Source organism: Paenibacillus foliorum (genome assembly GCF_013141765.1).
Taxonomy (GTDB): Bacteria; Bacillota; Bacilli; order Paenibacillales; family NBRC-103111; genus Paenibacillus_S; species Paenibacillus_S foliorum.
In genome coordinates, this window is the sequence record NZ_WHOD01000062.1 from 61965 (window position 1) to 86905 (window position 24941).

Here is a 24941-nt window from a genome sequence, read left to right on the forward strand (position 1 = left end):
TAGATGCTAAGACTTCAACTAGTAATATCAATCAGACTAACCTCATTATACCTATATCAAATAATCTATCCTAGATGAAGAAGTTCACTTGTAGAGCAATAAATCAGTCTTTTTTACCACTTTTTTCTGTTTTATATGACCTAAGTCACTTTTCCATCCCCTACCTGCTTCAGCCTCGTTCAATACTTCTACAACCTTACCGCACGATAGAAAAAGCCCTTCATGTCAAAGGGCTTCCAATACTGACTTATTAGGTTGTATTAAAACCTCAATTATATCTTTTTAACAAATTCTGATTTTAATTTCATAGCTCCAAAACTATCAATTTTACAATCGATATCATGGTCTCCATCAATCAAACGTATATTTTTGACTTTTGTGCCTATTTTTATAACTAAGGAGCTTCCTTTTACTTTAAGGTCTTTGATTACAGTTACAGAATCACCATCGTTTAAAACATTTCCATTTGCATCTTTTATAATCCTTTTATCTTCATTATTTTCATTTTCTGATTCTAAACTCCACTCATGAGCACATTCTGGGCAGACGAAATGACTTCCATCTTCATAAGTATATTCTGAATTACATTTTGGGCAATTTGGAAAATTAGACATTAACTCGTGTCCTCCATTCTTTATAGAGAGTGAAAATACCTTTACAAGTATATGGGATATTCCGCAATGATTCCAGTGAATAGTAACGTGCTAGCTCGTTCGAGCAACAATTTCATCGACAAAACATCGTAGTGTGCTCGTTAAATACGAATCTTTACGCCGTATGAAGATAGTCGTGATTTCACGATAGGGCTCAGGGACACTATGAGAACATACAATACCATTGGCAACCAGATCAGTAACCGATGATTCCGGGATAATCGTTATTCCTATTCCCGCAGCTACACTGCCAATAATCGTCCCAAACGTCCCAAACTCCATGATCTGTTTAGGGATAATTCCTTCCGCCTTTATCCAGCTCTCCAGTCTCTCGCGATAACCGCAGCCTTTGTTGTATAGCAGCAGAGGCCTTGTTGTTATGTCTTCCATAGAAAAGGTGCTTCCCTTGGTAACCAGTACTAGCTTTTCTTGAATAACCTCAATTTGCTCAATTAATGGATGCTTAATAGGACCTGTAACAAACGCTCCATCCAGCTTCATATCAATGACCTTTTGCAGCAAAAGATCCGTTACTCCGGCTTTTAATGATAATTCGACATTAGGATACTTGCTATAGTATGAAGATAAAATATCTGGAAGAGCAACCACGGTCTCTACGATACCAATTTCGAGGACACCGGAGGGGTTCGATTTGTCTTGAAAGGTGCGAATCATTTCCTCCATCTTCGAAGAGATCTCTCTAGAATGCTCCAACAACCGTTTTCCCTCCGTGTTCAAGATCATCCCTCGCTTGTGCCGATAAAATAAGGGCGTCTGAAGCTCTTTCTCAAGCAGCTTAATTCTTGCTGTAACATTCGATTGAACGTAGTTCAGCTCCAATGCTGCTTTGCTGACACTTCCGTGTGCGGCAACGGTTTGAAAAATTTTCAAATCATTAAACTCCAATACAGCCCCTCCTCTACACTCCGAGACTTTTATTTTTCTATTATCATTATAAATGATGATAAACTTTATTTACAATCATTTTACTAAAGCATTTCAACCCCCTATGATTAGTCTTGCACAATAAATCGGCAGATTCTTGCTAGGGAGAGACTATACATGCTAACCAAACAAATCGTCATAGGGTCCTTACTGTGCCTCATTGCAAGTATGTCTTGGGGAGCTATGTTCCCCGTTGCACACCTTGCCTTACAGCAGATTGATCCCTTCTATTTTTCGTTTATCCGGTATTTAATCGTTGGTATCATCCTCAGCGTGCTGCTTTGGATTAAAGAGGGGAGATCTTCATTTCGCTTGGAGGGAAAGGGCAAAGCTTTATTGTTTTATGGAACGATGGCATTTACGGTGTATAATATGTCCGTCTTCCTAGGACAGCATCTTATGGGGGAATCAGGTACAATTGCTGCCTCGATTATGGAAGTACTTATGCCTATGATATCTATCATGATTTTATGGATCACTAAAAAAACAGCCCCAAAGAAATACATACTCACGAGTGTAGCTATCGCGCTTGCTGGTGCTTTACTCGTTATCACCAATGGCAAAGTGGCTTTTTTCACGATGGCCGGACAACATCTTTTTCCATTGCTGCTGATTTTCATAGGGGTTGTTGGGTGGGTAATCTATTCGATGGGGGGGAGTCGGTTTAGAGAATGGTCGATACTCCGCTATTCTACTCTAACCTGCTTGCTGGGAAGCGCAGTATCTTTTGTAATCGTTGCTCTTGCTTCCGCTTTTCAATTACTTCCCGTTCCCACCTGGCATACTATACTCTCGATCAAATATGAAATGTCCTTTATGATCTTATTGCCAGGGCTAGCAGCCTTGCTAAGCTGGAATTTAGGAATCAAATTATTATCACCGCTTAACGGTATATTATTTATCAATTTCGTTCCCATTACCACGTTCATTATTATGGCTTTTCAAGGATACCACATCAGCAATTATGAATTTTTTGGGACACTGCTCATTATCTTTGCACTAATACGAAACAATGCTTACCAGAGAAAAGTAAACCTCCAAAATCAACATTTAAAACCTTATTCGGCTGCCCTTGAGCCTAAACCACAATAGACCGTTTGTAAGGGCAACCTCCCTCTTACATTACAAAAAGCCCTCTTAGTGAGAGGGCTTTTTCGTTTGAATATCTGCATTGGCTAACATCGCGTCAGCAATCTTTAGAAAATCTTCCCGTCCAATTTCGAAATGCCCGTAGCGAAAGCTATACCCCCAATTTCGATTCCCACGTGTAAAGCTTAGCTGGTCCAATAGATCGGCAATCTTCACTTCTCGACACGGAGTATAGCGAATATCCCGACGAAATGGCACAAAGGATTCGGACATCTGATATTCGTAGACTCTGTCATCCGCAACCTGCCCAATGGCGGTGAATGCTTGGAGCGACTCTCCCTTCGCCAAATCCGTTCGTGGAGAATAATATATCAGCCAATCGCCAGGTTCCATCCGCCGCAAAGGTGCTGACTTGCCATGGCAGAGCTGGGCGAATCCGCCCAGCACCCCCCGCTTCACATGTGAAGCGGACACGACGCCAATCCAGTAGCGGTTTTGCTTATTTATTATATCCGCTGACATGGTTCCGATCCCTTCTTTCATCTTATCTATACGGTACTTTCTAAAGCTTTTTTCAAACGATCCATTTGTAGAAGATGATGGCGGTAGTGCATTTCAACGAGCAAAAACCATTGTTTCGCATGCAGCGCACCGAATCGGGGATGAGAGACCGTATTTTGCAGGGATGCCTTTTCAAGCGTTGGCTCGATTTGTTTCATTTGACGGATAACCGTGTTTAATCCTTGGATCAACAGTTCCTTGCTTTCCGGTTGCTTGGGTGTATATTGTGGGGAAGGCGGGACTTGAATTCGTACGGGAGGGAAGCTCCCTTGATCAAACATCGCCGCAACCTCCCTTGTTATTTCCGCTGCAGTGGCAACAGAATCCCCTCTTGACTCCATGCAATGATCAATATTACGAAGCTGCATATAAAGAGCCGAGTTAATCAGATGCTGATACATTTGACCAAGAGACCACTCATTCTCGCTTGGCTGACGCTTCAATTGATCCATACTGAAATGATCTAATTCATGAATATAGTGATTCGCAATTTCTTCAAACCGCTGTAATGCTTCAGTTGTGTTCATATCCTTCAAACAGCTCCTTTATTATCATCCAACCTGAGTATACAAAAACGCTACTGACAACAATGTGTCAGTAGCGTTTTAACATTTGTTCAGCTTCATCACGAACCTGATTTCGGAAGGATTCCGGCTCCAGCACAACGACATTTGCTCCCCAGCCGAGCACCCAGTGCAATAACTCCTCGGGCTGACGGACTCGAAAGTTCACAAGCAGACCATCTGCATGGTCCTCTACTGAATCCATGTAAAAGTTATTGGATTCCTTCACCTTATCTGCAATCCCAGGATTCACCCGTATTTGCACACGTATGTTGCGGTCATCGGCGGGCTCGTAATCATGCAAATTAAAATCAAACGGTACTTTAAATCGGTCTTCCAGAACGGTAAGGTCGGTCATTCGAGACAACCGGAAATGGCGAATCTCTTGCCGCAAATCACACTGTGCAATCAGCATCCATGATCCCCGGACAAGCACCAGTCCATAAGGCGCAGCAACACGAACGCTTTGACGATTCCCATCGACTTCGGGCATTCTTTTTGAATAACCGAATCTTATTTGCCGCTCCTCCAATATCGCTCGACGGATCGTTTCGATGTACTCTTTCTCTTGTTCGCGAGTTATATCTTCACCAGAAGCAAGAAGTCGGATGGACTTACGCACCCTAGATGCTTCACTGCGAACATGCCCCGGCAGGATGGCTTCAATTTTCTCACGAGAGGTTCGAGCCTTGGTACCATAGTCGGTGTCGAATCTTTGTTCGATAAAATCCGTCCCAATGAGTAATGTCACGGCTTCTTCCACTGTGAAGCTGATTGGCGGCAGGAAATAGCCCTCCATCAAGGAATAACCCAATCCTGGAGCCCCGACCACTGGAACCCCCGCTTCACTAAGAGCCTGAATATCTCGATAAATGGTCCTCACGCTCGTCTCAAATGTAGCCGCCAAATCCTCAGCCCGTAAAACCCCTTTGCGCTGTAATTCAAGCACGATGGCTAACAAACGGTCTGTTTTGTTCATGCTGCATCCTCCCTCATGAGAACGTATCGTATATTGCAAAACTCTTAAAGTGGCGCCAGCTACCGCACTCTCAGATGCCTATCCTTCTAATAACCCCGTTCCCGATTGACAATCCCTTGCAACGAAGCCCCTTGCTCAAATCTCCGAAGATTATCGATAAAAAAGCGCCCTACTTCTTCGATCTTGCTTAAGCCTGACAAATGAGGCGTTATAAAAACATTGGATAAAGACCATAAAGGATTTTCCTTATCCAACGGCTCTTTTTCAAAAACATCCAATACAGCGGTTTGATGCTGCTTTTCTTTCAGCACCTCTATCAAGTCACTCTCTACGATCAGTTGTCCTCTGCCTACGTTCACTAAGCAAGCATTCGATTTCATCGACAACAGGATATCCCGATTGATTACGTGTCGGGTTTCAGACGTAAGTGGTAAGGTAAGAACCAAATAATCCAATTCGCTGACAAATGTTTTCCAATCCGCCGCTGTAAAGTGGCGATCCACGATATCTGCATTTTTGCCACTTAAGCTTAGTCCATGTACCTTCATATGAAAAGCCCGCGCTTTTTTTACAATTTCAACGCCTATTGATCCGAGCCCTGCTACCCCTATTACTTTTCCTTCAAGGGAACCGGGGCTGAACTTATCCCATTCACGATTAGCCTGAGCGGCCAGCAATCTTGGAATGTCCTTGCAGTGTAATAATAGATAGGCAAATACATATTCCGATATCATACCGCCGAATTGATCAACTATGCGTGTAAGCACAATTTTCTCCGGAATGGTTCGATCCGCGACCAGGTTGTCAATGCCCGCCCCAGTGGATTGTACCCATTGTACAGTAGCAGCCTCAGGCTGCGCTAATAAATGCGAAGGGAAATTCCAGCCTAATATAATCTCCGTTCCAGGTAAATGTACCAATGCTTCGTCCAAGGTTTTGGCTGTTTTTACCGATGTGTAGCCATGCTCTTTAAGAATCGCCGCATATTTTTCAGCTTCGTTGTAATATACCAGTATGTTGGGCATGGCCTTGTTCAAAATGATTCCTCCCTGATGAGTAAAAGGTACTGTAATTAATCTAATAGTTCAGACTATATTATAAGTCAGTTTCAATTAAATTACGAAAAGGAGCTAAGCTTGGAAGAGACTCTCCAATTATGACAGCCTCTTTTAGACACCCAAATGCCCTTTCACGCAATCCGTGTTTTGTTGTCCCAACTAGGAGTTTCACGTATACTTAGGTGTGCTGGTTTTTTTATCCAAAAGTAGGGATGTCCATATGGCAGCCGTTCTATATGTCAATATGTTGACGTACGGTGAGGAGGTTGACGAAGTAGATGTTTTTGCAGCTGGCATACTTTGGAGCTATATTTTGGTTCGGATTATATATCTTTAATAGGGATACTAGAAATGTTCGTTTAGTCCTCGCTGGGCTCGGTTTGTTTGTTCACTCTTGGGGTTTAGGTACAGCCCTGTTGTTGCCTTATGCTCAAGGAGATCTTCAAAGCATGATATTGTTAAAGGTTCAAGACATCGCACTATTTCTGCCCTTGATATTGTGGTTGGGTGTTATCATTTCCTATACTTTCGAAAACGAAGGCAAGCATAATGTTCTATGGACTATTTGGAAATATGGAGCACTGGCACTGGCTCTATTTAGCAGTATCTGGCTGCTATGCGTTATGACTCCAAACGTTTATGCAATCACTTATCAAGCGATTGTATGCATCATTCTTTTCGTCACAATCACCCTTTCTCTGTGGGGAGCCATTTCTTACGGAGCAAAGATTCCGGGAACGGGAATCCATCACACATTATTGTATCTGCCGCTTATTTTATTTGCCTGTATGACCGTTTTGATACTCGTCTCACAGGATGGCTCATGGAAATTATGGGGTTACGTCGGAAACGGCATCGGGCTGCTGCTGTTTGCATCCTGCGTCATGGTAACTGAAATTAAGAACCAAGGGGAATCTTGGCTGCCTGATTTTTTCCGTTCGTTTGATTACTCTGTGTTTTTTACGCTACTTTTTTCCGGACAGGTGGCTCTGGTCATTCAGTGGGGTATAGGTTTTAACTTTAAGATGGTTACGTTACTCTTAATCAGCATCGCCGTGTCCATATCGTTCCAAGTGTTTGCGTATCCGATTCGGACCCTTCTGGATAACATTGCATTCATGACTTTCCCCAGGCTCCGCCAAGCGCGTTCACGTTTAAGACTCGAGGAGAGCATTCAAGTTATTGTAGACGAAGAATCGGTACCTGAAGAGATGAATGAGGAGGATTTATATCGTTTCACGCGGCGAGCCTTAAGCCATATTGGCGACTTTCAACGACTAGCATCAAATCCGTTGACACAATTGAAATGGATAGATACGCGATTACAGGAGCGTGGTGCAACAAATGAGGTGCTTGAGCGGGCAATTGAGTTAAAGTCCGTGTTATTGGAAATCATCCATCAATTAAAGCCGCGTGGAGATGAGGAATTCGGCACTACCGATGAATGGAGATATTTCAACGTGCTCTACTTCCCATATATTGTAGGCATCAAGCCTTATAGCCTGCGTTATTCGTCTGAGCATTTGGATGCCCCGTCAAGAGCCGCTTTGGAATGGTTCCGCACAAATGTGCCCGAGCGCACCTTGTATAATTGGCAAAATGCTGGCGCGAGAGTTATCGCGTTGAGCTTGAAAGATAGGGCCTCAGTTAATTTTTTGAAAAGTAAATAACGATTCCTGCGTGGCGGTCATCCCCTATCATTTTTTGGGGGAATGATCGCCATTTTTTCTGTTTTTAATGAAATTGGCAGTGAAAGGCAGTGAAATGTATGGGTTTGGCAGTGCTTTGTGGGTTAAGATCGGTCCTGTAAAGCAGCCAAACAAACCCATTAGGAGGAATATCCCATGTCTCAAGCCAGCATCCAAACCGCATTAACTGTACGTCAGCTTGTCATTAGTTCCGTTCAAGCAATTCCCGAGGAGCTGTTCGATACGCAGCCGGGAGGAGCTAGCAATACTATCAGATGGAATATCGGTCATCAGATCACTATGCTGAATTGGTTCTTAGCTTCGAGCGTACCGCTTGCTTACCAGCTGCCGGATGCTTACAACCATTTATTCATGAGCGGATCGAAACCAGCCGACTGGACAGCAGCTCCACCTACCAAAGAAGAGCTGCTCCAACAATTATCGGCACAATATGACAGTCTGTTGAAAGTATCCCCAGTGACTCTAAATGAGACGCTGAATCCTCCGTTTGCCATGGGGCCCTTGGAGTTCAAAACAGCAGCTGAAGTATTCAACTTCGCCTTTATCCACGAGGCCGTACATTTGGGTGTGATTTCAGGTCTAGTTAAGCAAATTACCTATAAACCGTGAGATCATGGTTGATCGGTGTACTTCATTAACACCGCCGACAGTTACGAGCCCTATATGACTTTCAAGTAACTATATGAGTTCAAAGTGCGTACTTCTCAAACTTCCTCCTCTACCCTACAATAACCATAATAAGAAGAGGAGGAATACCCTATGAAACCAGAAGAAACTAAAACACAAAAAACAGCTCTTGTAGTTGGTGCTAACGGAGTGATCGGACGGAATCTCATCGATTATCTGATGACGCTACCCGAGTGGAATATCATTGGAATTTCGCGGCGTGGTGGAGAAGACTCTAGCCAATTGCGGTACGTGGCGGTAGATCTGCTTAATGAAGAGGATACCCACGCGAAGCTGGGCAACCTAACCGAAGTCACCCATATCTTCTACGGCGCTTATCAAGATCGCCCAACATGGGCCGAACTGGTTCCGCCAAACTTGGCCATGCTCGTAAACGTGGTCAATGCGATCGAACCGATCGCCCCGAACCTCCAGCATATTAGTCTGATGCAAGGCTACAAGGAGTATGGCGCGCATCTTGGTCCCTTCACCATAGACCCCACCTACTTGTGATACGCTTCTTCTTTACTCGGTATGACGGCTAAATAGCAGTCCTATCCCTATCTTGGATAACGCTTAACATAACTACCGTAAACTTAGTGTAAAACTTGAAAACACCATAGCCAAGCAAGCCCCCAGATACGTTTAGAATGAGATCATCAACATCAAAGCTTCCGATAGAAAAAACGACCTGTAAGCATTCCAAGCATAAGCTTAAGCCCAATGATCGAGTGAACACACCAATGAGTGACATCCTTTGATTATTGGACATTAATAAAAGGAAAATTCCGTACGGCATGAATACCGCGATATTCCCAAACAAATTGATTAGATCATGGCTGGACAGACCTTGTATGTTATTGGATATGGATTCGAGTGGAACAAAATTCGCTAATTGCAATCGAGTCTTGATATGAACAGGGTTTTCCAAATTTCTCTGAAGCTGATGCCAAAGGAAGGGTATATCTATTGAACCGAACTTAAATAGAATGACCTTAAATACTGCATACACATACAAAGCAAATAGGGCTGGTACCATAATACCATTCATTAATTTCGATTTTTTCACTCCGCATCCTCACCTTCTTGAGACTCTTGCATGCACATCATGGAATCACGGTCACAATGACGCCATCCATGTTGTTGCCTGACACCTCAAAGCGACTATTGCTTGGCACAAGAAGGGTCGTGTTTTTGGAAATAGGATAATAAGAGATCTCGTATTTCTTACCATCAACCGTAGTTGAAATAGTCTTTTTTTCTTTCAGGAAATCCAAATATTGCTCCAAAGACAGATTCTTTTGCTGCATAATCACGCTGTGCGGCAAACCAACATAGCGAAAATGCCAGGGTTCATACTGAATACCTGTGATGGCCGTTTTGTCCTTGGGATAACGTAAAATAAATCCGTATTTCCACGCATGTTTCTCCAGCCACTTTCCTTCAGGCGCTTGATTCATCTCCATTTGAGAAGATCCGATATCAAGGGATAAACCTAAGTTATGTTCGCTGTAGCCCGCCGGCAAAGCATAATCTGCACCTATTTCTTTATAAAGCTGGCTTTGTTCTTTGGTGTCCCGATAACCGCTGCTAATCAAAAAATGCCGAACCCCATCTTTTTCAGCAGCCTGGATCATTGTTGAAAATGTTTGAGCCACACTTTGTGATAACCGGATTGTGTTATCCAGCAGACCATAACCCTTTACCAGCTCCTTATGCTGAGCCAGCTTGACCACATCTGATTTTATACCCAATTGATGTATAGGATACTCCTTATTAACCAATATTAGATTTCCTTGATAAATCTGATCTCTTTCCACTTTCACCGTTAGATCCTTCTTTTGGGATGTCACCTCTTGGGCGACAGGGTCTGCTTTACCTTGGTCCTCGTTTGGGACTTCCGATTTCTGTTGAATAGCTTCATAACCTAGCAGCAAAAGTAGGACAAGCCAAAAAACCCACTTCTTCATCCTCAGTTTCCTCCTTAACCTTGCATGCATTCAGGATAAGGAAAAGTATTTAAATAAAGAGTGGGGCAAATATAAAATTTTTCTTAAATTTCTTAAATTATCGCGGTAAACGCACTTCAAAGAGCGTACGAATCAAGCTGCTTTGGACGGAAATTATTCCACTATGTTGCTCCACAATATTCTTCGCAATAAACAAGCCGAGGCCTGTGCTTCCCCCTTGATGAGTTCGAGCCCGATCCCCGGTATAAAACATATCAAACAGATGTGGCAGCTCTTCCTGGGGAATACTGTCGCCATAATTGACTACTTGAACCACCGCATATCCTGCATCAAGCTGGCAGTTGATATCTACAAACTGGCCGTCTTTTCCATAACGAGTGGCATTAGTCAGAAGATTTTCAAATACACGTGCCAACAACTCACCGTCACCCCAAATATCCAAATGTGGAGTTATAGTCAATCTAGTAATCAGTTGATTTTTCTCAAAAACAGGATACAATTCTTCATTTATTTGGATGAGAAGTTCACTCAGATCGATTTGTTTTTTCTCAATTGTTAGCATCCCGTAGTTCATTCTAGTGATTTCAAATAGTTCATCAATCAGCTTTTCCAGGCGTCGAGACTTGGTGAAAGCAATGGTCGTATAATGTTTGATTTGTTCCGTAGTCAATTGATCGTCCTGAAGAATAAAATCTAAATAGCCTAACACAGAAGTCAGCGGCGTACGCAAATCGTGAGCTAAATTCAAGACCAGCTGGTCCTTGCTGCTTTCTGCAAAATCCCCTCTTTCTACCGCCTTTTGCAGCTTTTCACTTGCCACATTAATGTCTTCCGCAATATCCTGGAACTCGTCATTGGATAAAATTTGAACGCGGCTTTTAAAATCGCCATTAGCAAGACGATGAATGCCCGTCGATATTTCATTAAAATAAGTTGCATACGGTTTGGTGAGGAAAAAGAAAAACAAAATGGCAAGCGGAATAAAAATAATCAAAAAGAAATTAAGATCCCCAAAGTTGTATATGATGTGGCGAAACTTAGCTAATGAATCTTCAGCCCGAACTCCCTCATAATAAAGCTGAAGAACTTTATAGAGTGCAAAGGTGATAATACCGGACAACAGCATACTTAAGCCTAATAATACAATCATTTTAGATCGAAAGCTTCGCAGCATTTTAGCCATTGAATGTATATCCCACCCCCCAAACGGTTTTGATCAATTTGTTTTTATTTTTATCTTCACCAAGTTTTTTCCGTAGGGTACGGATATGCACCATGACCGTGTTTCCACTTTCATAGTATGCTTCGCCCCACACTTGTTGGAAAATATTTTCCACACTAAAGACTTTCTTGGAATGCGCCACTAGCAGATATAGAATATCAAACTCTTTCGGTGTTAGCTCGATGTTTTCGCCATATAGGATTACTGTCCGTTGATCAGGATCAATGGTCAATCCACCGGTTTCCAGTACTAACTTATTTTCTGTTGTCGGTTGGTTCAAAAGCATGGACCGCCGCAGCTGAGCATTCACCCGAGCGACCAATTCCATAGGGTTGAACGGTTTGGTCATATAATCATCGGCCCCCATCACCAATCCCGTTATCTTATCCAAGTCAGATGATTTGGCACTCAAAAAAATAATCGGCATATGATGCTGTTCTCGGATTTGACGGGTCACTTCATAACCATCTAGCTTGGGCATCATGATATCTAAAATCGCCAAATCAATCGATTGAGATTGAATCGCATGAATAGCCTCTCTCCCATCGGATACTTTGATAAGATGGTATCCTTCTTTTTCTAAATGCAACGCTATCAGGTCCGCAATCTCCGCCTCATCATCAGCGATTAAAATCGTGGTACGCTTCATCCATATCCCGCTCCTGTATAAAAATAACCTTGACTACATTTATATTCAGTTCATTCTTATTCTACCCGATTCAGCCTTTTTTCGCCCCTCTATTAATTGAAATTATTACTAGAAAGAGTGGTCCAAAAACTTAAAAAGGGCAACCTCGGAAGTATAGGTGTGCCCTTTAGTGTCCGTTTAACTTTTTTGAAAATTTCGCCCTACTTATGGTAAACTTCCCCGTAACTTCTTAATCACTTGCCAAATTCACATAAGCATACAACTGTGCCCATAGTCCAAGTCCCATTTGTGAGCAAACCCGGTACCCACCGCGCTGCAGATCCATACCGCCTGCATTATGCTGGGCAACTCCCGTCAGAATCCCGTCCGGCGTTAAATAGGAGGACAGCTCCAGCAAATTATGCTTCGCGATCTCCATATAAGAAGCCGGTAATAAATTGCGGCCGGCAGCCAAAGCTAGTGCCGCAGAGATTCCTGCAGAGCCGGAAGTATCAATTCCGGTTGCTGCATCATCCAAGAAGCAAGACCACAGCCCGCTTGGCTGTCTCCAATCTGTTACAGCCTGTGCAATGCGGGTAATCTCGGCCTCTAGCTCGGCAATCCCTGCCAGACTCGCAAAAGGGGAATCTTTAAGCTCACTGCAGGTTTTGACTAGACCTAAGCAATACCATGAGAAAGCCCTGGCCCAGCTGCGGAACGTGTGCTCTTGAGAGCGCTGCAGATAACGCAGATAGACATGCTGATCCCGTGCCAGGAAATCCCGACGAAGCAGCACCTGTGCAATGGCCTGCTCAGCCATATCCCGGCGCTCAAGATGTCTCGCCATAACGGCAAGTGGATAAGCCACGGTATAAGAGCCTTCTGCCGACACCATGTCTTCATCCATGATAGCCCCACCGCCCTTAAGACCTCTAGCCTCAAAAAACTCAACGGCTTTATGAATCACAGGATGGTCAGGCCGGTATTTCGTAATAACGGCAAGCGGCAGGGTCGCTTCAATCGTAGTAAACGTACCGTCAGCCTTGTGACCGTGTAGATCCTCATAAAGCAAATCACCATGGTCATTAAAAAACTGACGGAAATGCAAATCCAGAACGGGATCCACACGATCCGCCCCCAGAAGTGGCCGCAAGCTGTGCAGTCCGTCCAGAACACAGCCCTCCATCCAGCCAAAAGGCTGCAGGGAGTGGTGCGAAAGCATTGTATTCAAGGCTTCCTCTACTCGTGATTCCGGTTCTCCCACGACAAGATGGGGGGTAAAAAACACGCGCTCCTCTGCCTCATTAAGGGAATCAAAAATCCATAAAGGCTGCTTCCCGTCTTTTAGCTCCAGCCGTAATCCCCCAGCCAGTGCCGCGGCGGTCTGCTCAGCGGTAAGGAGTATTTCGAACGGTTGAAATACATAGGCGTAGCGAATGTCAACGGTCCCGATAAGCTCATTCGACTGGAGAAGAGTCACTTCAACCCGCCGGGCATCCCGATAATCTAAAGCAACCGTAATCCGCAAACGGCTGCTTTGTCCCGCTGTCTGCTTGAGATGCCCGGCATTCGTCCGCCACTTCAATTCCATCCGGTCCTGGCCTTCTCCTAGATATACCGCACTCCAGCCTCTGGAGATGTGTTTACCTTCAGGCAATACAGCCGTAGAAGTCTTTACTGCCTGGGCGGGCAAATATGTTACCTGTCCCATCCTTATCGCCCCCTATTTGAATTGCTCACGATACTGGCTCGGCGTAATCTGTACGATCTTTTTAAAATTTCGATTGAAATTCGAGGCCGTGCTGTAATGAAGCTTTTCTGCGATATCCGAAATCTTCATGTCCGTTTCCATTAGCCAGCGCTTCGCGATTTCGATTCGATAATTCGATAAATATTCGGAGAAATTAACGCCTGTGTCCTTTTTAAATACACGGCTAATATAGCTTGGATGGTAATGAAGACGTGCCGCAAACATTTCGATGCTTAAATCCTGATCATAATATTGCTCAATATCCGAAATAATCAACATCGATATGTTCACCTGCTGCTTAAGTTGACGTTCCTCCATCCAAGTCAGAAGGGGCCTTACAACCTGCTTCCACAACCAAGCCTCGATCTGCTCGGCTGTATGCATTCGCACTAACATTTCCGAGTAGAAAGTCTCCTTTTCGAAAACCTCCTGCACCGACACTCCCGCATCCTGTACCAGGCCTGTTAAGTTATTAAATAACCGACCTATAAAATGCTGATAATCATAATGATTAATAGGATTTTCGAAAAAATAGACTATGATGGCATGCAGCCTTTCTTGTGTCTGCTCATGATTAGATTGCTTGATGGCCTCCATAATTTGAAATTCCAGCTCTTTGGGATAACGGAACGTCTGCTCAGAGACAGGCTCCACTTCATTGATGAATAGAATCGACTCTGAGCCGAGCCTCACACGATAAGTAAGTGCATCAAGGCTTTCTTGATGTGCGAGCGGTGCATAAATAAAGTTCGTGTACCTTCTGCTAATTCCAATACTTATTTTTAGATTCAAATAACCTTTGACGTTTTTACGGATCTCCTCGGTTCTATTGAACACCTGCACATTAAATGGCGTATCCTCATCCAAACCGCCACCAAGGATCAGAACGAGTCCCTGGCTTTGGATAATAGGACTTAGACGCATGGACTGAGGTACCAGCTCCTCGATCATATTGCGAATTGCAAAGAGCATGAGGTCAATATCCTTATCTCTGTATTGCGTTCCCTCCAAGGTATCGATTTGAATCGCCAGTACACACCATTGATCCCAATTGGCTGGAAAGTCATGCTGCTCGAGCTGCTCGACAATCGAATCCAGTTTCATATCACCCAACAGTAGCTTGAATACAAAAAATTCACGAGTCTGATTATGCAGTTGCTCGATCTGGCCCTTTAGCCTTGTACTTGACTGTGCCAGCTTAACCAAATGCTCACTGATATATTTCAGCTCATTATTTTGCTTCTGCTTGCCGTCCAGCTGTATCGAGCGGTAAATCCGATTTATCGGCAAATAAAGCCGGTGGGAAACGATGAAGGAACTCGTGATAACGAGTACGATCAAAATGGCCGCAAAAATAATCGTATAGAGCTTAATTGCGTCTGATTTACTCATCAAATGCTCTAAAGGTGTAATCGAGACATAAATCCAGTTGTTGTATAAGGCATGATTATAATGAACAGCATACTTCTGTTCCTGCTGCTCATAGAAAAAAAAGCCTTCCTGTTCTCCACTGTTTATAATTTGCTGATAATACGCCTCTGCTTGCACACTACTTCCAATATCCCTCGTCTTCAAGCTCGCAAGCACTGCTCCTGTATCATCCAAAATCAACGTGTTGCCTGGTTCGGCATCACCCGTAAGGCGCTTGCTAAGCTCTTGCAGGGGTACATTGACCGTAATGATGCCATCAGGATTAATCGCATTCAATGGAATATGCTTAATCAGCTTCAAAACATACCCCGACTTTTCATCCTGAATAAGCTTCCAATAGGAGCGGCGTGAATCATCCCGATATGCCTTCAGCAGCGAGTGCAAATTAGATAAATAAGCATCATGCTTCTCAATTAAAGGCCGGTCCTTCATCGGATATACAGCGCCGCCCTCAACGATCCAATCCCGTCGATAGCTCATCAAATGAACATCTTGAATTCCTAACTCAAACACTTGAATCTGAACGAGCTCATAGATCAGTTTATTAAAAACATCTTGATACTCGTAATTAAAAGGATAGTCCAGCACCGTCTGCATCGAGACTGCATTCGTCGTGACAGCCCCGCTAATGGTTTGTGTCGTTAAAGTATCAATGGTCTTGAGCAGGTATTCTACTTTTTCTTTGTTCTGCTTCAGGATAAGGCGCTTGCTGGACGCTACCTCTTCTTGCAAAATCGTAGAGGATTTATTATAAGACAGATAGCCTAACAGCATAATGGGAAATATCCCGATGATGCAGCTGAGCAGCACTAAGTTTTTGAAAAAGCTGGACGTCCGCAATATTCTCATGTTGTCCCCTCACTCTTGCCCATAGTACCTTTCACAACCCATCATACCATACTAACCTTTTGAGGGAAGCTGAGGGATTGTATCCGTGGATACGATCCCTGTATTTCTTGTTTACTTCTTTTTGTAGAGCTCGGACAGCTCTTTTGCCACCTGATCTCCTCCGACCTTTTTCCATTGCGCAATCGCCGTATCATAGCCTGCGTCATCGATTTTACCCATAATGTATTGTGTCCGTGCATCCGTGAGGACCGTCTTCAGTTGCTCGTTTTTCTCGGTTTGGGTAGAAGAGATCAATCCGGTGGACGGGTCCGGAACGCTTACTGCAGCATGCTCAGCCATACGTGTTTTCAGCATCTGATCGGTATCTGTCGATCCTACCGGATAGACAACTGCATCTGTCGTAATCAAGTTTTTAAGATCGTCTAGATTGAATTGTTCTGCCGCTGGTTTTTTCTCGTTTTCTTGTGCAATGCGGACAAATTCCGCTTTGGACTCTGTACTGTTGACTGCGTTGAAATAACGAAGCACCTCCCGCAGCTCTTTTTCTGTTTTTACGCTGGTTTTCGATATAAGCGCACCGCCGTAGTGTCCTGTAGCTGCGTACGATTTGCCGTTGATCGGCGGACTTACAGTCATTTTATAGTGATTTTTCGTATCTTCCATCTGGAAGTAGTAGAACGGGACAACCGCATCGATCGATTCGATACTGAACCCAACCTTGTTGTTATACAGATCTTTTCTCGCTTCATTACGAACGACGATGGCGAAATTTTTATTGATTAAATCTTCTTGGTATAACTTGCGAACGAATTTAAGCCCTTCCCGGTATTCTTTGGTTTCTACATCCTTGATAAAGCTCCCGTTCTTATCTACCATCCAGTTGTTCGGCGCACCAAACCATGCAAATATTTCAGTTGGAATACTGTTCTCGTAGACCATGAGGCCGTACGTATCATTGACACCGTTTTTGTCCGGATCCTTTTCTTTAAACGCTTTCAATACATTGTAGAATTCATCGACTGTCTTAGGCTCCGAGAGCCCTACATTGTCGAGCCAATCCTTGCGAATGATCGTAGCCAGCCGAACAAGCGGACGCGGACGCGGAATTACATAATATTTGCCTTCAATAGCAAGATTGCTCAAAATTTGTTTATCATAGTTTTTCAAATTAGGGAATTCATTAAGGTACGGAGTTAGATCCCAGAACATACCGGATCGTACGCCGTTTAGAATCGATGTAATGAATGGGTTTTCGACCATGATCGCCTGCGGCATCTCGCCCGAGGTCATCGTAACATTTAATTTTTCACTGTACACGTTGAACGGGACATATGTAATATCAAGCTTGGCATTCGCGATGCGCTCGGTTTCTTTGACAATCGGTCCATCCTGCTTAGGAGCCGTATTGGATAAATACACGTTTAGCATCGATACCTTTGCAGGTCCTGTCGGCGCTGTCGGGCTGCTCACCGCCGGGCTTCCCGTAGGGCTCGATGTGCCTGATGCATCGTTAGATGCTCCACAGCCTGAGACAATAGCGGATAAGGTAAGAACAATACTGAGTGGCAGGACCCCTGCTTTGCACATTTTTCTGTTTTTCACTAAAATTCCTCCTTAGTATGCTGTACATCTATTTTTAGGCTCCCAGCTTTATGATACTAGCAGCTTTAAAACCTTTACAACCAAATATAAATATCATCCGACTGCATTTCCAAATCAGCTTTCCCTAAGCGTTCCTGCTCTGCACCGGCATAGCCAATCTTGCCTTGACGAAGCTTGTTCCCCGGATCAACAAGATGCTCTCCAGTAATCAGATCGAATTCCCAGCCATGCCACGGGCATCTGACAATTTCATTCTCACGCCCAAGCTCATACTCATATACTTTGGAAGGCAAACGTGTGCCGGTAATGACGCCTTTACATACGGGAGCTCCGAAGTGCGGGCAAGCATTGCGCCAAGCGTAGTACTCACCCTTAACCTTGTAAATTCCAAATTCGGAGTTTTTGACTTTGACGATTTTACAGGTACCTTCAACGATTTCATCTTTTTTGGCTACCCAATATTTTTCCATGGATTTGTTCCTCCTGTTGATTAGCCCTTCACTGAGCCAACTAAAGCACCCTTAGCGAAATGCTTTTGTAAGAACGGATAAACAAGCAGGATCGGTACGGTCGCAACCGTGATCACAGCCATCTTCACTGTTTCCGGCGGGATCGAGGACTCACCTTCTACAGAGCCCTGCTCGACGAAGCCTGCCTGAGAGACCATAACAATCTGTCTGAGCAAAACTTGAATCGGCCATTTTCCAGTATCGTTAATATACAAGATCGCATGCATGTAAGTATTCCACTGGAACACGGCATAAAACAAAGTTAAAGTGGCAATCGCTGGTAGGGAAAGCGGGATCATAATTTGAAAAAACACACGTAAATCCCCGCAGCCGTCCATTTTAGCCGATTCTTCAATCTCCTCAGGAATGTTCTTGAAAAAGTTGATCATGATGATGAGATAGAATGCGATAATCGCCCTCGGTAATATCAGTGACCAGTACGAATTCAGAAGTCCAAGCGCCTTAACCACCAGATACTCCGGAATCATTCCTCCGTGGAAAATCATCGTGAATACAACGAGGAACATCATCGTACGCCGAAAGTGAAAGCGCCGGCGCGATAAAGGATAAGCTAATAAGGTTGTAAATAACAAGCAAATAAGGGTGCCGACAATTGTGATAAATAATGTGATTCCCAAGCTCTTAGGCAGTGCATTCGTAGTGAAAATGTACTCATACGCCTTCAGTGAGAACTCCGTTGGAAACAACAGGAAGGTTTTTGAATTATACTCGGCAACCGATGCAAAGGAGCTCGAAATGACATGAATAAACGGTACAATCGTAATTAGTGCAAACAAAATGAGCAGGGTCACATTAATGACATCGAATAGATTCCTTCCAAAGCTTTTATGGCCCATTAGTAGAGACCCTCCTCGCCGAATTTTTTGGCAAGCCAGTTTGCAAAGATGACAAGGAGCAAGCCTACGACGCCCTTAAATAGTCCGATAGAGGTCGCATAGCTGAGTTGTCCGTTGATTAACCCGACACGGTACACATAGGTATCGAATACTTCGCCGACTTCACGATTCAAGGAATTAACAAGATTGAAGACATGTTCAAAGCTTGTATCCAGAATATCGCTTAGCTTCAGCAAGAGAAGAATAACAATGGTACTGCGGATTCCCGGCAGTGTAATATGCCAGATTTGACGAAAACGACCCGCTCCGTCTATTTTAGCTGCTTCATACAGCTCCGGACTGATCCCCGCCAGTGCAGCCAGATAAATAACCGTTCCCCACCCGCTATCCCGCCAAATAACCTGTAAAATGTACATAGGGCGGAACAGTCCGGAATCCATCATAATCGAGAAGTTTTGAAAGCCCCATGATTCGATAAGGGATTGGAAAATACTTCGCGGCGACTCGAAAATGACGAAAAACATAGAGACAACAACAACCCAAGACATAAAGTGCGGAACGTACACTAATGTCTGAATAGAGCGCTTGAACCACTCCCGACGCAATTCATTCAGCATTAGGGATAAAATAATCGGCACAGGAAATGCGAACACCAGTTGGTACACGGATAACATCAATGTATTGCGCAGCAGCATGAAGAAATCAGGATCGTCGAATAGACGGTTAAAATGCTTCATCCCTACCCATTGACTTCCGAAAAAACCCGAAAACGGGAAAAAATCCTGAAATGCAATAATAATACCGCCCATTGGCCAGTACTTGAATATGATAAAATAAAGAATACCTGGCAAGGCCATAATATAGAGCCAATGATCACGCCGGATATCTACTAACAATCTTAATCTGGATGTTTTCACTAATTCACCCCCCCTTACTTCAAATTTGCCTTCTTGTGCAAGCCATATAAAGCGGCTGCGTTTCCACCTTGGATTTTGGCGCGAATGTCTTTCGGAAATGCAGAAAGCGCCAGCTTAGGATGATCGAAATCCCAATGAGGGTAATCACTTGAGTACATGATGCGATCCTCCGCTTTACACATTTGAATGAGCTGTCCGAGTTGTTCAGGCTCGCTTGGCTCCTCGATCGGTTGTGTTGTCAGATAGACGTGCTTTTGGATATATTCCGAAGGCATCTTTTTTAGCCATGGTGTTGTATCCCTCAGCGCCTTATAGTTCTTATCCATTCGCCACATGAGATGAGGTAACCATGCGATACCGCCTTCGATCGCGACTACCTTCAACCCCGGGTACTTCTCAAAAACTCCCTCACATACCAGGCTATTAATATGAGACATATAATTGGTCGGGAGAATGTTATGCCATTCCATATATCGGGACGGATAGCCGGATGGTGTAGGTGCACCCGCAATGCCTCGGCCTTCTGTGCCCGGATGGATAGCTACCGGCAAGCCGATCCTTTCCGCTGCCTCATAGATCGGATGGAAGCAGCGATGCCCGTATAGGCGTGTAGAGCCGCTGCACATAACGACTTCTACTATATCGGGATGTACACCGATACGCTCGATTTCCCTTGCCGCATACTGCGGATCAGAATGGTTGATCACCATCGCTCCTTTATATCGGGGATCCACAGAAAGCCATTGGTCAATCAAATAATCGTTATAAGCGGATACCACCGCATTCCCGTAATCAATATCCGGATTGAGCGACATTTCAAGCACGTTTTGCCCGGTTAATATCACGTAGTCAAAACCGTATCGCTCAATATGATCCTTAACCATAAATACCGGATCACTGCCGGAGGGCCCACCTTCATCCGGAATAGCATCTCTTCTAAGCACACCCACCGGTGTGTAGAAGGGTTGACCTACACCGGTTCCTGCACCAAGCCATTGCTTGTGCCATGGCTTATTTAAATAAGGAAGCAGCTCCCGCGGGTCTTTGATCCCGTTATGCACATCGGTGTCAATCAACACCGTCTTATTATCCGAGTTCACGTTTGTATTCTCCAACTATTACACCTCTTCTTCGTTGTGGCATTGCCCTGCTAATCATCTTATCCCGGTGAGCACTTTCCGGCTATAATCATTGCGTGACAGCTGGAAAGTGTTGATCTTATGCGATTCTTCAGGCAGCTATAATCTCTATCTACACACATGGAATCATTATGTGACAGGAGGATCTATTCAGCCAAAGCGGCATGTTAGCTAATCCATTCCTTTTAGCTCCAAAAGACGAACACTACGTGAGTACAAAAAAGAAGATCGCCTATCATCCCGCCTTCTTGGCTAGGATGTTGGCGATCTTCTTCATGTTCTGGTACGTTGCGGTCAGTTGCTGTCTTGTAGAGTTTCTTTTTACTCTGTTTTGAGGTTCGCTTCGTTTTTCAGCCAGTACGCTTTAGTTCCGGCGTTTGCTTCTGCTCTTGAATCCGCACCTCACGGGATTATAGCGAATTCTTTGCTAAAATGACTTGGATCACATGCCCCGTTCCGGTATGAAATAGACCTTCATCTCTCCTTTGTTCTCCGTAAAAAAAATGCAGCATTTCATAACCACTAGTCCATGCCAGTACATCTACAGGATTATAGAGCATATCGACTGATTTAGGACCGCCGGATTGATAACGAATCTGTTCTTCCGAATAGACCTCCAACATGACAATGCCACCTTGTTTTACGACAGCGAGCAATTTGTCAATTACTTTCCTTTGATCCGCTTTTGGAAAGTGGCCAAATATCATAATGGCACCGTCATAAGACTCCGAAGGCACTGGATCATGCAGTAAATCCTTTAACCCGGTTTCCACCTTCACTTGGAATCGTTCCGCCAGCTTTTCTGTTTTCTTCAATCCATTCACCGCATAATCCCACGCCGTCACCTGATATCCTTGCCTTGCCAGAAATACCGCGTTCCTGCCTTCTCCTTCTGCAAAAGCCACGATTCGCTTCCCTTTCAATCGGTGTGCTTGGTCTTTGATAAAGGGATTTGGTTGCTCGCCATATGCATACTCGTTCGATCCAAATCGCTCGTTCCACTGATCCATCAATTTTCTTCTCCTTAGGACAGTCAATTAAATCACCATGTTATAAATTTTGCTGAGCTTTTCGTCTAATAGATCCATATGCACAATTCTCGCTTCACGTATAGATTCTTTCCCCTCCACAAAAAGCAACAAAACAGGCACAGTGAAAATAGAGAAGCTTCCAACGACTTCTTTTACTTCTTGTGCATTTAGGGTCCCCAGTTGGATTTCCGGATATTTCATCATTAATTTCTGAACTTGCGGCTGTAATGCGTGACAGACGCTGCATTCAGTACTAGTAATATAGAGAAATGACAATTTATGATGTTGGATAAACTCATTCGCTGACTCAATACTCGTTAATAGCTCGAATTCTCTCATAAGTCCCTCCTATGGTTCATGGTTCATGTCCATCCGGCTTCTCATGCTAATTATTACCACGGGGCCATGCCGATATCCCTAACCCATCTACCGTCCGTTGGATATAAAGCGTGACAGTATCCTGAATCCACTGGAGAGGCAGGTTTGTTTATAGGTTGTGGCTGGTTTTCAATGACTCCGCTGGCCTACTTTTAGTAGGCCGGGAGAATATGAAGCAATGATGGATAGTTCCTTCGAAACAAACGACTGGAAAAAGCCTCCCTAATCCGGGAGGCTCTTAAAATATTTAAGTCAGTCGTGATAAGATGCACCAGCAAAGAAATCACCAAGCATCTGTAAATCGATGAAAAAAGCTGCATATGTGAAAAGTCTGGAGGCAACAGCTTAACGCAGCTCCTACATAAGCTGCTGAGCAGAGATTAACGCGCGCCGTTCAACGTATCAATAACCGCCGTCCAGCGTTCAGGCTCCCACTGCACCTGCACCCCCAGTGTTTCGCTGACGAGTCGAAGCGGAATGTAGGTGGACCCTTCCTCTGAGATGAATGAAGCATCCGCCAGCATTGCTAATTCCCCATTGATGATCGCTCGCGCCGTACCTACGTAGAGCTCGATCGTGGTGGCCCCCCGGACAATCTTCACCGTACCGAGGTAATCCGGCTTCGAGCTTTCTCCCTTCCAATTCAATACGCCGCTTGGCGGAGGTGACCATCTCACGGTAGCCCCCATGGCCTCTAACACGCCCCGTAGGGGTATGAACGTCGATCCGTCCACCAGCTTTGCCTTCGGATTCACGTCCACGTATTTCCCATTCAAGCGAATGCCAATGTCGTTCTCATCGAACGCTTTGGGCGGTGCATCGTTCACGACTTTTACCACAATTTGGTGCTCCATAGGAGGGGTTCCCGTCGTATAAACCAACGGCTTTAGTTCATAGACTTTCACTGAGCGCTCGTCACTGACCGCCCATTGAACGGATTGTCTCACCGGGTTGTAATGAATCTCTACGCCGATGCCCAGACGAATCCCCGGCATCTCTTCCGTTCTAAGGACCTTGCCTTGGCCGTTCACGAGGGCCATGTAGGTCGTGATGTAGCTGCTTTCGCTACCGAATCCTGTCTCCTTCTGCTTCTCCCAGAGCACCAGGTACTTGTCGCCGCCAAGACTCAGCAGCTTCGAATGTGCGGCATTCTCCTCTTTCATATCGGTATAATCTGTAATCCAGATCGGTTCGCTATGCTGATCCAGCGACCGGCTGACTGTCTGCAGATAAACATTCCTCGATTCATTCTGGCGCTCCGATGCAGGGTCGATCCTATCCGTCATCTCCGATGCTCCTGCGAACAAGTACTGCTTTCCTGTCGAGACCACGCCCCCCAATTGGGCATACGTATATTGATAGACCTTCCCCTGCTTAAACTTGAACGGAATGTACCAGTTCTGTAGGCGCTGCCCCTTCAACGACCGCTTGGAATATGTGAACCCTCTCGGTGAGGCATCGGCTTGATCAACAAAAAGCAGATCCTGACCGTCATAAAGCACCGCCTGGTCAAAGGAATGTCCGGCCGATGCTGAGAACCTTCCATTGGCATCGAAGACTCTCTTCATGGTATCAGTCGAAGCGGCAAACCCAAAAGACGCCTGATGATTTAATCCATCCACGGATGACTTGAACATCAGCCTGCCGAAATACGCGGTTATCGTTTGATCGTTGATGACCAGCTTGCAATTTCCATTCGCAAAGGGCGTTTTTACCCCCCAATATTTATCGCTCCAGAAGGTATCCGGATCGTCACCGGATATGAGTAACTCGCTGACCTTCTCACCCGTAGATCGATACTTAGCGAGGAGAATGGCGGTCTCCTTCTCCTGATTCTCTTCGAGCTCTTGTCCAAACAGAATGTAATAATTGCCTTCCCTATCCTTCGCATAGCTGCCGAAGAGCGGAAGCTCCCGGCGGATGGTCAAATGCTTGTTGACGCCATAATCCGCATCTAATTCATAAATATGGATTGGCCCTTTCTCTTCGGCGACCGCCACACTAGTCGTGCCATCTGCGTTCACCTGCATCACTAAGGGGGATATCACACTATTCCATCCATTCAGATAAGCGGCGGCATTATCGATGACGTTCTTCACCGGATGCTCCACGGGAATTCGCTGAATGCTTATGTGAGGTTCAGACTCCCCGCCGGCTGCTGCGGCTACCGTACTCATCAGAGAAGACAGAAGGATGACCATGATGATCGATAATTTGAGCTTCATTCTTTTCGCCTCTTCCTTATTCCTCTATTATTAAGGCCACTTTTTTATCTTTCTATATTATACCATTCACTATTAAAATTGAAGCTGTACTTACTAGTCTTCTAAAGCCTTGATTAGCTTTGATCCCCTAGGCTTTCGCTTTGCCTGGCACACCCTGTTGACCCTTGGCGGGCATGTCACGTTGGCTTCTTTTTTTAGAAGAGGATAGCT

Annotated in this window: 23 protein-coding genes and 1 pseudogene; 4 read left to right on the forward strand and 20 right to left on the reverse strand. The window is 44.6% G+C overall.

Going from position 1 to position 24941, the window contains the following annotated elements:
• Nucleotides 1-272: 272 nt before the first annotated feature.
• Together GC093_RS16025 and GC093_RS16030 are read right to left on the reverse strand one after the other, a co-directional pair.
• Nucleotides 273-614 carry a zinc ribbon domain-containing protein YjdM gene (locus GC093_RS16025; RefSeq protein WP_171652898.1) on the reverse strand — a complete coding sequence of 114 codons (342 nt, stop codon included), beginning with the start codon at nucleotides 612-614 and terminating at the stop codon, nucleotides 273-275.
• Nucleotides 615-704: 90 nt separating this feature from the next.
• Nucleotides 705-1559, reverse strand: coding sequence for a LysR family transcriptional regulator (locus GC093_RS16030; protein ID WP_171652899.1), 855 nt, complete (start codon nucleotides 1557-1559; stop codon nucleotides 705-707).
• Nucleotides 1560-1715: 156 nt separating this feature from the next.
• Here GC093_RS16030 and GC093_RS16035 point away from each other — a divergent pair, with 156 nt between their 5' ends.
• A complete protein-coding gene (locus GC093_RS16035; protein WP_171652900.1) occupies nucleotides 1716-2690 on the forward strand; it encodes a DMT family transporter in 975 nt (324 codons plus the stop codon).
• A 45-nt stretch (nucleotides 2691-2735) separates the two neighbouring features.
• On the opposite strand, the gene GC093_RS16040 is transcribed toward GC093_RS16035, so the two are convergent.
• The 4 genes from GC093_RS16040 to GC093_RS16055 all read right to left on the reverse strand — a co-directional run bounded on the left by GC093_RS16040 (nucleotide 2736) and on the right by GC093_RS16055 (nucleotide 5827).
• A complete protein-coding gene (locus GC093_RS16040; protein ID WP_171652901.1) occupies nucleotides 2736-3209 on the reverse strand; it encodes an EVE domain-containing protein in 474 nt (157 codons plus the stop codon).
• A 26-nt stretch (nucleotides 3210-3235) separates the two neighbouring features.
• The gene (locus tag GC093_RS16045) at nucleotides 3236-3775 is read right to left on the reverse strand and encodes a DinB family protein (RefSeq protein ID WP_171652902.1); all 540 of its coding nucleotides are present in this window, start codon (nucleotides 3773-3775) and stop codon (nucleotides 3236-3238) included.
• 67 nt (nucleotides 3776-3842) lie between these two features.
• Nucleotides 3843-4790, reverse strand: a complete 948-nt coding sequence (locus tag GC093_RS16050; protein WP_171652903.1) for a helix-turn-helix transcriptional regulator — start codon at nucleotides 4788-4790, stop codon at nucleotides 3843-3845.
• A gap of 86 nt (nucleotides 4791-4876) precedes the next feature.
• Nucleotides 4877-5827: a D-2-hydroxyacid dehydrogenase gene (locus GC093_RS16055; protein WP_246314521.1), complete on the reverse strand. Its 951-nt coding sequence runs from the start codon at nucleotides 5825-5827 to the stop codon at nucleotides 4877-4879.
• Between the two features lie 470 nt (nucleotides 5828-6297).
• Between GC093_RS16055 and GC093_RS16060 the strand changes: the two genes are divergently transcribed.
• The 3 genes and pseudogenes from GC093_RS16060 to GC093_RS16070 form a co-directional block, all read left to right on the forward strand.
• On the forward strand, nucleotides 6298-7518 hold the full coding sequence (locus GC093_RS16060) for a hypothetical protein (protein WP_246314523.1): 1221 nt from the start codon (nucleotides 6298-6300) through the stop codon (nucleotides 7516-7518).
• A gap of 174 nt (nucleotides 7519-7692) precedes the next feature.
• Complete coding sequence (locus GC093_RS16065) at nucleotides 7693-8166, forward strand: DinB family protein (protein ID WP_171652905.1); 474 nt, start codon at nucleotides 7693-7695, stop codon at nucleotides 8164-8166.
• Nucleotides 8167-8316: 150 nt separating this feature from the next.
• A pseudogene (locus GC093_RS16070) lies at nucleotides 8317-8712 on the forward strand (NAD-dependent epimerase/dehydratase family protein); the annotation flags it as partial.
• Between the two features lie 52 nt (nucleotides 8713-8764).
• On the opposite strand, the gene GC093_RS16075 reads toward GC093_RS16070, so the two are convergent.
• The 14 genes from GC093_RS16075 to GC093_RS16140 form a co-directional block, all read right to left on the reverse strand.
• The gene (locus GC093_RS16075) at nucleotides 8765-9292 is read right to left on the reverse strand and encodes a VanZ family protein (RefSeq protein ID WP_312886544.1); all 528 of its coding nucleotides are present in this window, start codon (nucleotides 9290-9292) and stop codon (nucleotides 8765-8767) included.
• Nucleotides 9293-9329: 37 nt separating this feature from the next.
• Nucleotides 9330-10193, reverse strand: a complete 864-nt coding sequence (gene vanY / locus GC093_RS16080) for a VanY-A/VanY-F/VanY-M family D-Ala-D-Ala carboxypeptidase (RefSeq protein ID WP_171652906.1) — start codon at nucleotides 10191-10193, stop codon at nucleotides 9330-9332.
• A 97-nt stretch (nucleotides 10194-10290) separates the two neighbouring features.
• Nucleotides 10291-11376 (reverse strand): HAMP domain-containing sensor histidine kinase, encoded by a 1086-nt coding sequence (locus GC093_RS16085; RefSeq protein ID WP_171652907.1) that lies wholly within the window; start codon nucleotides 11374-11376, stop codon nucleotides 10291-10293.
• Nucleotides 11369-12064 carry a response regulator transcription factor gene (locus tag GC093_RS16090; RefSeq protein WP_171652908.1) on the reverse strand — a complete coding sequence of 232 codons (696 nt, stop codon included), beginning with the start codon at nucleotides 12062-12064 and terminating at the stop codon, nucleotides 11369-11371. The genes GC093_RS16085 and GC093_RS16090 overlap by 8 nt, the downstream gene beginning before the upstream one ends.
• A gap of 229 nt (nucleotides 12065-12293) precedes the next feature.
• Nucleotides 12294-13754: a glycoside hydrolase family 88 protein gene (locus GC093_RS16095; protein ID WP_171652909.1), complete on the reverse strand. Its 1461-nt coding sequence runs from the start codon at nucleotides 13752-13754 to the stop codon at nucleotides 12294-12296.
• Nucleotides 13755-13766: 12 nt separating this feature from the next.
• A complete protein-coding gene (locus GC093_RS16100; protein WP_171652910.1) occupies nucleotides 13767-16073 on the reverse strand; it encodes a helix-turn-helix transcriptional regulator in 2307 nt (768 codons plus the stop codon).
• A gap of 111 nt (nucleotides 16074-16184) precedes the next feature.
• Nucleotides 16185-17675: an extracellular solute-binding protein gene (locus GC093_RS16105; RefSeq protein ID WP_171652911.1), complete on the reverse strand. Its 1491-nt coding sequence runs from the start codon at nucleotides 17673-17675 to the stop codon at nucleotides 16185-16187.
• 74 nt (nucleotides 17676-17749) lie between these two features.
• Entirely contained in the window at nucleotides 17750-18145 is a 396-nt protein-coding gene (locus GC093_RS16110) for a Rieske (2Fe-2S) protein (protein ID WP_171652912.1), read from the reverse strand.
• Nucleotides 18146-18165: 20 nt separating this feature from the next.
• Complete coding sequence (locus GC093_RS16115; protein ID WP_171652913.1) at nucleotides 18166-19041, reverse strand: carbohydrate ABC transporter permease; 876 nt, start codon at nucleotides 19039-19041, stop codon at nucleotides 18166-18168.
• A complete protein-coding gene (locus GC093_RS16120; protein ID WP_312886545.1) occupies nucleotides 19041-19958 on the reverse strand; it encodes an ABC transporter permease in 918 nt (305 codons plus the stop codon). The genes GC093_RS16115 and GC093_RS16120 overlap by 1 nt, the downstream gene beginning before the upstream one ends.
• 14 nt (nucleotides 19959-19972) lie before the next feature.
• Nucleotides 19973-21073, reverse strand: coding sequence for an amidohydrolase family protein (locus tag GC093_RS16125; protein ID WP_246314534.1), 1101 nt, complete (start codon nucleotides 21071-21073; stop codon nucleotides 19973-19975).
• 434 nt (nucleotides 21074-21507) lie between these two features.
• Nucleotides 21508-22110, reverse strand: coding sequence for a class I SAM-dependent methyltransferase (locus GC093_RS16130; protein ID WP_171652914.1), 603 nt, complete (start codon nucleotides 22108-22110; stop codon nucleotides 21508-21510).
• Between the two features lie 24 nt (nucleotides 22111-22134).
• The gene (locus GC093_RS16135) at nucleotides 22135-22467 is read right to left on the reverse strand and encodes a thioredoxin family protein (protein WP_171652915.1); all 333 of its coding nucleotides are present in this window, start codon (nucleotides 22465-22467) and stop codon (nucleotides 22135-22137) included.
• Nucleotides 22468-22886: 419 nt separating this feature from the next.
• A complete protein-coding gene (locus GC093_RS16140) occupies nucleotides 22887-24731 on the reverse strand; it encodes a copper amine oxidase N-terminal domain-containing protein (RefSeq protein WP_171652916.1) in 1845 nt (614 codons plus the stop codon).
• Between the last annotated feature and the right edge of the window lie 210 nt (nucleotides 24732-24941).